A 12,372-nucleotide genomic window follows, 5' to 3' on the forward strand; every position below is an offset into this window, starting at 1 on the left:
ATGCAGCACACCGCAACGGAACCACAACGTCTGATCGTCGCGATCACCGGTGCCTCCGGCGCGGTGTACGGTTTGCGCCTGCTGCAGGTCTTGCAGCAGAATCCGCAGGTCGAAACCCATTTGCTGATTTCGGAAGCCGGTGTGCTGAATATCCATCAGGAAACCGGTCTGCGCCGCAAAGATGTGGAAGCGTTTGCCGACGTTGTGCATCCGGTGCGCGATATCGGCGCCAGCATCGCCAGTGGTTCGTTTTTATCGCATGGTATGGTGATTGCGCCGTGCTCGATGAAAACCCTGGCTTCTGTAGCACACGGTATGGCTGACAATCTGATCAGCCGCGCTGCTGACGTCGTACTGAAAGAGCGCCGCCGTCTGGTGCTGATGGTGCGTGAAACCCCGTTCAATCTGGCGCATCTGCGCAATATGACCGCTGTCACGGAAATGGGCGGCATTATTTTCCCGCCACTGCCCGGCTTTTATCACCGCCCGTCCAGTATCGATGAAATGATCGACCACACCACCGGTCGTGTGCTGGATTTATTCAATATTCCGCATCAGCTGACACCGCGCTGGCAAGGCATGCATGGCGCTGATAATTCACGCAGCTGAATGCCGGCTTAACCAGTCAGCCGTGAAAAATTCCGCAGGCTGCGGCCGTTCAAAGTAATAGCCCTGCGCAGCCATATTTGCCATCTCTGACAGCAAACCTGCCTGTTCTGCCGTTTCTATACCTTCGGCCGTCACCTCCAGCCCCAGACTGTGTGCCATCCCCAGCATGGCTGATACCAGCCCGGTATCCTGTGCACGTCCCGGCAAAACACCGACGAAGGAACGATCTATTTTTATGCGGGATACCGGCAAATGCCGCAACAGGGAAACCGAGGAATATCCGGTACCGAAATCATCTATCGCCACCGTACAGCCAAGGGTGCGCAATGCTTCGACAATGCGTTTGCTGCGCTGAAAATCCTGCAGTATGGATTCTGTAATTTCTATTTCCAGCGATTCACCGGACAATTGATAATGCTGCAGCGACTGCTGCACGATCGCGCCAAAATCCGCGTGCATAAACTGGCGCGGCGATACATTAACTGCCATAAACAAAGGACGATGCGTCATTTGTTGCCAGATCTGAATTTGCTGCAATGCCTGCTCCAGCACCCAGGCGCCTATCGGCTCAATCAGTCCGCTTTCCTCTGCCACCGGAATAAACTGATCCGGCGACAACAAACCGGATACCGGATGCTGCCAGCGCAATAAGGCTTCGAAACCGGCGAGTTGTCCGGTATTCAGATGAAAGACCGGCTGATAGTACAACTGCAGTTCCTGACGTTCGAGCGCATGATGCAGGCTTTGCTCAGTCTGCAAACGGGTGCGCACATAATCCGTCATCTCAGCAGCATATTCACAGGCGCGGCCTTTTCCCTGATGTTTTGCCGCATACATGGCACTGTCAGCCGCGCTGAGCAGCGTATGCAGATCCTGGCCATCCTGTGGATAGCTTGCGATGCCGATACTGGCACTGATACGTAACACATGCTCATCAATCTGCATCGGTTCGGCAATTTGCCGGAGCATTTTTTCTGCCACCAGCCTCGCATCGCTCTGGTTAGCCAGATTGGGCAGAATGACGACAAATTCATCTCCACCCAGACGGATTGCCTCATCATGACGCCGAATTTGCGACTGAATACGCCGGGCAACTTCCTGAATCAGCTTATCGCCGACATGGTGTCCCATCGAATCATTGATCGACTTAAACCCGTCAAGGTCAATGAACAGAATCGCAAGGCAAGCCTGCTGACCGTTCGCCAGACGCAATTCCTGCATCAGGCGCTGATCCAGTAAATAGCGATTTCCCAGCCCGGTTAGCGGATCATGAAACGCCAGATGCTCAAGCTGACGTTCTGCTTCCCGGATAAAGCTGATATCGGAAATCGATAATACAAACTGCTCTGCCTGTCCTGTATCACTGCGCACCGCACAGACATGCTGCAGCGTCGCGATCAGACTGCCATCTTTACGGCGACAGCAGGTTTCGCAGGTCCAGTAACCCTCCGGGCTGGCGGCAATCTGGGCGTAAGTCGGATCTGCCTCACGCCTGACCATCAGAAAATCCTGCGGCTGACGTCCGATCACATCCCCGAGACTGAATCCTGTCATGCTGCTGAAGGCCGGATTCGCGTTCAGAATATGGCCGGTGGCACTGAGTATCAGCATCCCTTCTGCTGCCGTACTGAACACAACACTGGCCTGCCGCAGATTTTCTTCCATGGTTTTGCGCAAGGTGATATCACGCAGCGCACCGATCACCAGTTCCTGCCCTTGTGGGTTCTGCAATAATTTGCCGTAAATTTCCAGCCAGCCGAATTCATGATGGCGGCGCTGTATACGAAACTGATGGTGAAAATATCCGGACTGCCGGAACAATGCCTGTACCTGCGCCTGATCGTCAGGATGCACCTTTCGTATTAATTCCTGCAGACTGGTTTGCAGCGGGCGCAGGCTAAACCCGAGCAACTGATGAAAGCGGGCATCACCCTGCACGTTATCCGGTCCGGCATCCCATTCCCAGCTTCCCATCTCAGCCGCCTCCAGCGCAACCGCCAGACGCTGCTCTGAACGGGTCAGACTGATTTCCGCATCATGCCGTGAACGCGCCACCTGAATCACCGCCTGTAATTCTTTATTTTCAAATGGCTTCATGACGTAGCCAAACGGGCGTGTCCCTGCGGCCCGCTCAACGGTTTCATCATCTGCATACGCTGTCAGAAATATCACCGGAAGTTGCCAGCGCTGATAAATCTCACGGCAGGTTTCAATCCCGTCGCGGTCACCATCAATATGGATATCCATGAACACCATCGTTGGCTGCGTTTCCTCTGCCAGCCCAATCGCATCTGAAAAGCTTGCACCGATACCTGTTACTGCATGGCCAAGCTCCAGCAGACTTTGCTGCAAATCGAGGGCAACAACCGGCTCATCTTCGATAATCAGGATACGCTCACTGTTCATGCAAGTCCCCCTTCCTGCGCAAGGGTGACGCTCACCAGCGTGCCGGTGGTACTGCTTTCATGGGAAAGCTGTCCATGTAACTGTCGAACAAACATCGGAATCAGCTGCGATCCCAGACCCTGCTGTGATTGCCAGCTGAAATTGGCGGGCAAGCCCTGGCCGTCATCCTGTACGCTGATCACAATCCGGTTACCGCTGCGGACCGCACTGATCGTAATTAAACCACTGCGACCGGAAGGAAAAGCATGCTTGATTGCATTCAGAATCAACTCGTTCACAACCAGTCCGCAAGGAATCATTTGCTGCACATGCAGACTGATACCAGTGTCATTACCCGGATTCAGTAGAAGGCGTATTCCTTTCTTTTCCGTCGCATACAATGGTGCCGACAGTGCGATCAGATTCTTGAGAAAATCATTCAGATTCACTTCGGACATATGATGCGATTCGTAAAGCAACTGATGTATCAGCGCCATCGCTTTAATCCGCCCCTGACTTTCCGCAAGAACCGCCGCCACTTCCGGACTGGCTTTACGTGCCTGCAAATTCAGTAAACTGGAAACGATCTGTAAATTATTTTTAACACGGTGATGGACCTCATGCAGCAGAGTCGTTTTCTCTTCCAGTGCCTGTTCCAGCATATGCATTTGCTGTTTCTGATGTGATACGTCACGTGCAAGCTTACAAGCACCGACAACCTGCCCTGATTTATCACGCAACGGTGAAATTGTGACTGACACATCCAGCAATCGCCCACTGCGGTGAATACGCTGCGTTTCAAAACCAGGAACACGCTCACCCTGTGAAATCTTTCGCATCAGCACTGCTTCCTCAGCCATCAGCTCTGGCGGAAAAATGGTGGTAATTGGTTTACCAAGCATTTCCGCAGCCTCGTAGCCAAGCAGACGTTCTGCCGCTGGATTCCAGCTGGTCACTCTGCCATCGAGTGACTTGGTAATAATTGCGTCGTCAGATGACTCAATAACAGAGCGCAGATGCTCTTCCGAGCGATGCAGAGCCTGCTCACTTTCATGGCGTTTGGAAATATCAATGCCCGATGGAATCAGATGGGTAATGCGTCCGTATTCATCACGCAACGGCGCCAGCATGAACTCTATCCACATCAGGACGCCGTCACGCATTCTGACCGGCACATCATAGCGACTGACCTCTCCTTTAATGCAGCGTGCCGCCGCCTGCCTGAGTTGCTCCTGCACTTCTGCTGAATATGACCACCAGTAGCAATCCCAGAATTTTTTTCCTTCCACATCGGCAGGCTGTATTCCCGCAGCTTCCAGCGGCGCCCTGTTTGCATGCAGCAAAGTACCGTCCAGCTCAAGAACACCGACAAATGCAAATAAATTATCCAGCACACGGAGCAGGCGCTCTTCACTTTCCTGCCTTAGGGTCGCCTCAAAGTCGTCAACACTAGCGTCCTGAATCACCCCAAGAATCAGTCTTGTCTTACCGTGCTCGTCCAGTAGCGGGTAATAGGATGCCAGTCTGTGCACCAGTACACCATCAAAGCGTGGATGACGGCCTTTAATTCGCTGGTGAATCAGCGGACATGCGTACTCGGCGACAAACTGCAGTTTAGGCTCGATTACATCAGCAACATGTGGTAAATATTCACGCAACGTCTTTCCCAGCTGAGCATCAAGCGGTAAACGATTGAGCTCTGCGTGACGCTGATTTATAAACAGCAAACGAAAGTCACGGTCCAGCACCACAATTCCAAGTGGTAGGTGCTCAGCGAGTAACTCAAACACTTGCTGAACCTGTTCATCAGAAAGTAAGTGGGAAGTCATCGTGGTCATATCGTCATTTTCTCTAGATCACTATATGTGACATAGCAAAAATTTCAATCAGAAATCTGCTGCATGCCAAATTACTCTGGAGACAACAAAAAAGGGAGCACAATGTGCTCCCTTTGCTGAGTGACTTCTTTATGTAAGGTTGGTCGCTTACAAATTTTCTTTCAGGAATTTCCATTTCGCTTTTTGCAGCGACCAGATTTCCCAGGCGCCGCGCGGACCATGTCCCATGCCTGGATACAGTTGCAAACTGTACTCTTTATCATTTTTTATCAGCGCATCAATCAGCATCACCATGTTTTGCGGATGCACATTGTCATCCATGGTGCCGTGCATGATCATGATTTTCCCGCTCAGCGCAGATGCCGCCTTAATCACGCTGCTGCGTTCATATCCTTCTTTATTTTCAGAAGGCAGTCCCATATAGCGCTCGGTATAGATGCTGTCATACAAGTGCCAGTCTGTGACCGGTGCGCCTACAAAACCGATCTTCCATGCCTTGCTGTGCGTCATTGCATACGAAGTGAAATAACCGCCATAGCTCCAGCCGTTCAGGGCAACTCTGTCCATATCCGCCCAGCCTTTCCCACGCAGCCATTCCAGACCATCTAACTGATCCTGCAATTCACCGGCACCCAGATTGCGGTGTATTCCCCATGCGCTGGCAGCGCCCTTGTTACTCGCACTGCGGTTATCCATAACCCAGACAATGTAGCCCTGCTGGGCAAGGAAATGCGGGTACAGATCATTGCTCCAGCGGTCGTTCACCTGCGGTGCCATCGGTCCCGCATAAAGATGCTGATAAACAGGATATTTACGTGCCGGGTCAAAGTCCGGAGGGAGATACAACAGACTTTCCAGCAGGAAGCCATCGCGGGCTTTTACTTGCTGCTGGCTGACTTTCGCCAGTTTCAGCGCCTGTACCGCAGCGGGTATTGGTGTTTCGTCAGTCTGTTTCAGTAGCTTCCCGTCCGCACTGAAAACACCTTGCTTAGGCGGATGCTGCAGACTGCTCCAGATATCGATGTAATGGCTGAAATCGCCGCTCCAACGAATCTGATGCGTACCTTTTTCCCGCGTCAGACGACGCATGGATTTGCCATCCAGTGCCGCTGCATACAAATCATTGCCAATCGGGTTGCGCTCATTCGCCGTGAAATACACTTCACCCGACTTTTCATTCACGCCATGCAGCTCACGCACGTCCCACTCACCTTTGGTAACAGGGCCAAGCAGTTTGTAATCTGCCTGATAGCGATAAATGTGACGGTGCCCGGTCCGGTCAGACTCCCACAAGAAGCCTCCATCTTTCAGAAACACGGGGAATGGCAGGCGCTCCACCCAGGCTGGCGAAGTTTCCCTGACCATGACTTTACTTTTCTTCAGATCTGCATCGTACATCCGCAAATCCAGCCATGTCTGCACCCGGTTCTGCCAGGATGAAAGTAACGTACCATCCGGTGTCCAGCCCACCTGTACGATCAGGGTTTCCTGATCCGGATAAGGATTTTCTGTCCAGCTCAGTTTTCCGGTTTTATCCAGAATACCAAGTCTGACTACCGGGTTAGGATCTCCTGCCTTCGGATAACGTGTACGCTCGGTACGGACCGGCTGAACATGCTCTCCGGGCAGCGTGTACACAGGCACTTTACTCTCGTCAAAATTCAGAAATGCCAGCTTACTGGAATCGGGAGCCCACCAGAATGCGCGCAGTTTACCCCGGCCATAAACCTCTTCCATGTAGACCCAGTCCAGACGACCATTGAAATTGGTTTCGCTGCCGTCATGCGTGAGGCGGGTCTCTCTGGCTGTCACGATATCTGTCAGGTAGATATCATTGCCCTTCAGGTATGCCACTGACTTCGCATCAGGCGACAAAATGGACTCATCTTCTGCCTGATCAGGCGTGTGGGTCAGTTCGCGAGCAAGACCCGCTTTTAAGTCCAGCAACCACAGATCATTTTGGTAGGTAAAGAGATAAGAAGATGCACCGGGGCGAATTTCAGCGCCGAGTTTGTCAGCGATCCCGATGACTTGCTTCTCTTCTATGCCAGCTTTGCGCAAAATCGCCGTAACCGGATTTTCTTTACCGAGCGGCGTTTTTTGCCAGCTCTGCAAATCAACCATGGCTTGCTGCAACACACCTTCGTTCATCGCTGACTCAATCAGACGATTCTGTGCATCCCAGCTCAGACGCGTCAGTGGCTTCAGCTTGGTATCAATTTTCTGATTCGGGTGATACAGCATTTCGAGGGTCATACGACCATCACCGGCTGCTGAGGCAAGTAAAGGCGTGGCAATCAGGATGCCCGTTGCACAGTATTTAAATAATGGACCCATGTCTCTCTTTCCGTTTCTTTGTGATCGTTGTCAGTACGCGTAAATTCTGATTGCTCGGCACTGCCGCAGATCTGACACGGATGCCCTGAATTTGGTTCCTGCGGCAATCGATTCAGTATCTGACAAAAAATGCACGCGAAAAGAAAAATCCCGTTGTTATTACTAACAACGGGATTTTATTGGTGCCGGCTGCCGGAATCGAACTGGCCACCTGATGATTACAAGTCAACTGCTCTACCAAATGAGCTAAGCCGGCGTAAGCTTTACAGCGCCTTCTGAATTTCAGTATCGCTGAAGACACGCATTATAGACTACTTTACGATCTTTAGGGAAGGCCTTTCCGGTTTTTTTTGCGATTTTTCTTCAACCGCAACGTCGGTACCGGATGATTCCACATTTTCCTGCACCAGCCCCAGCGCCGGAGACGTCTCTGCCGACACCGGAGCATCCTCGGCTACCTCGGTAAGGTCTTCAGGTAAGCTCAGCTCAAACGCCATTCCCTGACCATTTTCGCTGGCATAAATAGCAATAACATTTCCGACAGGAATACAGATATCACGTGAGATGCCGCCAAATCGTGCTTTAAAGCTGACTTCTTCGTTATCCATTTTCAGACTGCTGGTTGCACCAAAGCTGATGTTCAGTACAATTTCTCCATTCCGGACAAATTCCATTGGCACTCTGACGCCAGGTGTGACTTTCACTGCCAGATACGGGGTATATCCGTTATCAGTACACCATTCATAAATTGCCCTCATAAAGTAGGGCTTAGTAGAAGTTTCCCGCATGTTCTCGGCCAAAATCACAATTCAAAGGGTTAGCATATACTTACCTCAGAAAAACAACAAGGCTGACCTGCAAGGGTCAGCCTTGTTACACGGCTACGCCGGCAATCAGCGGCGCATCACTTTTTCAGAAGGAGTCAGCGCTTCGATATAAGCAGGACGGGAGAAAATACGTTCTGCATACTTCATGATCGGCGCTGCCGTTTTGGACAATTCAATGCCGTAATGATCCAGACGCCACAGTAAAGGCGCTACGGCAACGTCCAGCATAGAAAACTCGTCACCCAGCATGTATTTATTCTTCACAAACAATGGTGCCAGCTGCGTCAGACGATCACGGATTTCCAGACGCGCTTTTTCCTGCGCTTTCACAGCATTCGGACCTTTATCGTTTTCCAGTGTATGCACGTGGATAAACAACTCTTTTTCGAAATTGAACAACATCAGGCGCGCACGCGCACGTTGCAGAGGATCTGCAGGCATCAGTTGCGGATGCGGGAAACGTTCGTCAATGTACTCATTGATAATATTCGATTCGTACAATACCAGATCACGCTCAACCAGAATCGGCACCTGGCCGTAAGGATTCATGGTCGAAATATCTTCCGGCTTATTAAACAGATCCACATCACGGATTTCAAAATCCATGCCTTTTTCGAACAATACCAGTCGGCAACGTTGGGAGAATGGGCAAGTAGTACCCGAGTAGAGAACCATCATCGTAGCAGTTCCTTCAAAAACGATCAGGGCGAGACACAAAAGTGCCTCACCCATGGTGATAAATCACCCGCTTACTACGTATAAAAAGCGGGCTGACGATAGCAGACGCCGGAACCGGCAGAATCCTGATTCCGGCAATTATTGCACTTATTTGACCTCTTTCCAGAAAGAGGCATTCAAACGCCAAGCAAGTGTCGCTAAAACCGCCATAAAAATCAAGACCACAACACCTAAACGTTTGCGGGTATTTTGTGCCGGCTCACCCATCCATTGCAAATATGCCACCAGATCGCCAACCGCCTTGTCATATTCTTCGGCATTCAGCTTACCCGGAGAAACCGTTTCAAAGCGATCAAACTGATGCAGCACTTTGGACGTATCATGCGGATCTTTGACTTCTTTAAATTTGGCTTCACGCACCCCCTGCAACTCCCACAACACATGGGGCATACCGACGTTCGGGAAAACCAGATTATTCCATCCGGTAGGACGGGAGTCATCTTTGTAATAAGTACGCAGATAAGTGTAAAGCCAGTCAGCGCCAGTTCCGGCATCTGAAGCTTTGGAACGTGCGATCACCGATAAGTCCGGAGGTACTGCACCAAACCATGCCTTCGCATCCTTGGCTGACATCGTGTTCTTCATCAGGTCACCAACTTTTTCACCTGTGAATAACAAGTTCGTTTTAATCTGGTCTTCTGTAAGACCGATTTCACGCAAGCGGTTATATCGCATCGCCTGCGCAGAGTGACAGTTGAGGCAATAATTTACAAAAAGCTTTGCACCATTTTGCAGCGCTGCCAAATCAGTTGAACGGTCAGGTGCTTTATCCAAAGGATGCGTCGCACCGCTTGCCATCGCAATTGCCGGAACAAACGCCGCAACTGCCAGTATTTTTTTCAGTAATTTCATACGAATTTTCCTCGCTCATTCAGGCTCAGTGCGGTGTGAATGTCACACGTTTCGGTACAGGCTTAAATGTACCGGCTGTACTCCACCAAGGCATCAACAGGAAGAAGCCGTAGTAAATCACCGCACATACCTGAGAAATACGCTCACCTGTAGGAGATGGGGCTTGCACACCGAGGTAGCCCAGAATCACGAATGCAATCGCAAAAACGATATACACCAGTTTGTGCCAACTTGGACGATAACGAATCGACTTGGCAGGCGAGTGATCCAGCCAGGGCAGGAAAGCGAGAATAACCACCGAGCCACCGAACAAGACGACACCCCAGAATTTGGCATCCAGTGCACCCGGCATCATGCCGGCAATTGCCACCAGAGCGATCGCTGCGATTGCAGTTTTAATAGTTTTCGCGAGGCTGGATTTCACGAAAATAAATGCGACATACGCTGCCAGTCCACCTTGCACGACAAACAGAAATTCCGAAGTCGTTGCACGCAGAATCGAGTAGAAAGGCGTGAAGTACCAGGTCGGCGCAATATGCGGTGGTGTCTTCAAAGAATCTGCAGGAATAAAGTTATTGTATTCTAGGAAGAATCCGCCCATTTCCGGAGCAAAGAAAACAACTGCACTGAACAATGTCAGGAATACAGTCGCACCGAAGATGTCTTTAGTCGAGTAATACGGATGCGACGGGATACCATCAACGGGATGACCGTCTTCGCCGATATTGTCCTTAATCTCAACACCATCAGGATTGTTAGAGCCTACCTCATGCAATGCAATCAAGTGCGCTGCAACAAGCCCCAGCAATACCAGCGGAATTGCAATTACGTGGAATGAGAAGAAACGATTCAGCGTCGCATCTGACACAACGTAATCACCACGTATCCACAGAGACAGATCAGGGCCAATAAACGGAATCGCACCAAACAGGTTGACGATCACCTGCGCCCCCCAGTAAGACATCTGTCCCCAAGGCAGCAGGTAACCAAAGAATGCTTCTGCCATCAGACACAGGAAAATAGCAAAACCGAACAGCCAGATCAGTTCACGCGGTTTGCGGTAGGAGCCGTACATCAGCGCACGGGCCATATGCAGATACACCACGATAAAGAATGCGGACGCACCGGTCGAATGCATGTAGCGCACCAGCCAACCCCATGGCACATCACGCATGATCGTTGTCTCTACGGAGAAAAACGCCAGATTCGCATCTGGTTTGTAGTGCATTACCAGGAAAATACCGGTCACGATCTGGATCATCAGCACCAGCATCGCCAGTGAGCCAAAGATGTACCAGAAATTAAAATTTTTCGGGGCGTAATATTTACCCCACTGATCATTCCACAACTGCGTCAGCGGGAAGCGTGAGTCCACCCAGTTCAGCGCTTTCGCTGCTGCGGATGCATCGTCCGGAAGTTTTTTCTCAACAAATGCCATGATTACGCCTCGCCTTTTTCATCTTTACCGATCAGGATTTTCGTGTCCGACAAAAACATATGTCGTGGCACATCCAGATTTTGCGGAGCTGGTTTGTTTTTGAATACGCGGCCAGCTAGGTCAAAAGTTGAGCCGTGGCACGGGCATAAAAATCCGCCCTGCCAGTCGTCTGGCAGAGAAGGCTGAGCGCCGGCCTGGAATTTAGAACTAGGGGAGCAACCGAGATGTGAACAAATGCCTACGGTCACGAGAATCTCCGGATGTTCTTTACGGGAACGGGACTGTTTTTCGCAGTACTCCGGTAAATCCATGGTGTACGGTTTTACAGACTGCGGGTCAGCGACTTTGTCTTCCGTTTTTGGCAAACTAGCCATCATCTCCGGCGTTCTTTTCAGAATCCAGACCGGCTTACCACGCCACTCTACCGTTGTCATTTCGCCGGGTTTCAGCGTGGAAATATCCACTTCCACCGGAGCACCTGCTGCCTTTGCGCGCTCTGATGGCTGAAATGTACTCACAAATGCCCCCGCCGTTGCCAAACCCGCTACGCCGCCTGCTGCGCAAGTGGCAACGAGTAGTCCACGACGGCCGGAATCGACCTGTTTCTCGTCACTCATACCAACCCCAATCTGTAATATCAAACCCGATAAAGCTAAGCTAACTTCAAGTAACGCTGGATTATAAAGTACCGAAATATGCTTTCAAAGCAAAAGATCTGCAAAAAATGAAGTTAAGCGATTTTCAGATCTTTTTCACGTTTTTTTGATATTTTTCGAAGCAAAGTAATGTTTTTTGTGGTTATTCAGAAACCCGGAAACGATCTTTGACAAAGATCAGAACACCGTTTTAAAAATCTACTATTAGAATAGTCTGGTCAAAAAAATATACTGACATAAAACCAATCAAACAGGGAGTTTTTTATTATGAGTATGTTGCAGGAATTCAAAACCTTCGTCAGCAAAGGTAACGTGATTGATCTTGCGGTCGGTGTGATTATCGGTGCCGCATTTAACAAAATTGTGGAGTCCCTAGTAGGCGATATAGTAATGCCACTGCTGACACGAATTCTCGGGGGAGGACTGGATTTCAGTAACTACTACATTCCTCTGAACGGACAAAGCACAACCCTGGCATTGACTGAGGCAAAAAAACTGGGCGGTGTTATTGCATACGGTAACTTCATTACCATTAGCCTGAATTTTCTGATTATGGCTTTTGTCATTTTCCAGATGGTGCGACTTTTTAATAAACTGAAAAAAGAAGAACCTCAGGCAGCGCCGGCACCGGCAGTCACTCCCGAGGATATCGTTTTACTGCGCGAAATCCGCGACTCTCTGAAGAAATAAAT

At 50.3% G+C, this 12,372-nt stretch carries 10 protein-coding genes and 1 tRNA gene; 2 read left to right on the plus strand and 9 right to left on the minus strand.

Translation table 11 applies throughout. From position 1 onward, the window contains the following. On the plus strand, nt 1-609 hold the full coding sequence (locus IE092_RS17135) for a UbiX family flavin prenyltransferase (RefSeq protein ID WP_189358733.1): 609 nt from the start codon (nt 1-3) through the stop codon (nt 607-609). Here the strand turns inward: IE092_RS17135 and IE092_RS17140 are convergent. The 9 genes from IE092_RS17140 to petA all read right to left on the minus strand — a co-directional run bounded on the left by IE092_RS17140 (nt 598) and on the right by petA (nt 11,641). Next, the gene (locus IE092_RS17140; protein ID WP_189358638.1) at nt 598-3,015 is read right to left on the minus strand and encodes a two-component system response regulator; all 2,418 of its coding nucleotides are present in this window, start codon (nt 3,013-3,015) and stop codon (nt 598-600) included. The genes IE092_RS17135 and IE092_RS17140 overlap by 12 nt on opposite strands. Further along, complete coding sequence (locus tag IE092_RS17145; RefSeq protein ID WP_189358640.1) at nt 3,012-4,832, minus strand: PAS domain S-box protein; 1,821 nt, start codon at nt 4,830-4,832, stop codon at nt 3,012-3,014. Before IE092_RS17145 ends, IE092_RS17140 begins: the two co-directional genes overlap by 4 nt. Before the next feature lie 147 nt (nt 4,833-4,979). Next, the gene (locus IE092_RS17150; RefSeq protein ID WP_189358641.1) at nt 4,980-7,169 is read right to left on the minus strand and encodes a S9 family peptidase; all 2,190 of its coding nucleotides are present in this window, start codon (nt 7,167-7,169) and stop codon (nt 4,980-4,982) included. A 180-nt stretch (nt 7,170-7,349) separates the two neighbouring features. Then, nucleotides 7,350-7,425, minus strand: a tRNA-Thr gene (locus IE092_RS17155). Between the two features lie 55 nt (nt 7,426-7,480). Next, entirely contained in the window at nt 7,481-7,957 is a 477-nt protein-coding gene (locus IE092_RS17160) for a ClpXP protease specificity-enhancing factor (protein WP_189358735.1), read from the minus strand. Nucleotides 7,958-8,062: 105 nt separating this feature from the next. Beyond that, on the minus strand, nt 8,063-8,674 hold the full coding sequence (locus IE092_RS17165) for a glutathione S-transferase N-terminal domain-containing protein (protein ID WP_189358644.1): 612 nt from the start codon (nt 8,672-8,674) through the stop codon (nt 8,063-8,065). Nucleotides 8,675-8,821: 147 nt separating this feature from the next. Continuing rightward, nucleotides 8,822-9,586 (minus strand): cytochrome c1, encoded by a 765-nt coding sequence (locus IE092_RS17170; RefSeq protein WP_189358646.1) that lies wholly within the window; start codon nt 9,584-9,586, stop codon nt 8,822-8,824. A gap of 25 nt (nt 9,587-9,611) precedes the next feature. Beyond that, nucleotides 9,612-11,027: a cytochrome b gene (locus tag IE092_RS17175; protein WP_189358737.1), complete on the minus strand. Its 1,416-nt coding sequence runs from the start codon at nt 11,025-11,027 to the stop codon at nt 9,612-9,614. Continuing rightward, complete coding sequence (petA, locus tag IE092_RS17180) at nt 11,027-11,641, minus strand: ubiquinol-cytochrome c reductase iron-sulfur subunit (protein ID WP_189358648.1); 615 nt, start codon at nt 11,639-11,641, stop codon at nt 11,027-11,029. Before petA ends, IE092_RS17175 begins: the two co-directional genes overlap by 1 nt. Before the next feature lie 306 nt (nt 11,642-11,947). Between petA and mscL the strand changes: the two genes are divergently transcribed. Continuing rightward, nucleotides 11,948-12,370 (plus strand): large conductance mechanosensitive channel protein MscL, encoded by a 423-nt coding sequence (mscL, locus tag IE092_RS17185; RefSeq protein WP_308427152.1) that lies wholly within the window; start codon nt 11,948-11,950, stop codon nt 12,368-12,370. Nucleotides 12,371-12,372 lie beyond the last annotated feature (2 nt).

The organism is Cognatundibacterium squillarum (genome assembly GCF_014652435.1).
Taxonomy (GTDB): Bacteria; Pseudomonadota; Gammaproteobacteria; order Burkholderiales; family Burkholderiaceae_D; genus Undibacterium; species Undibacterium squillarum.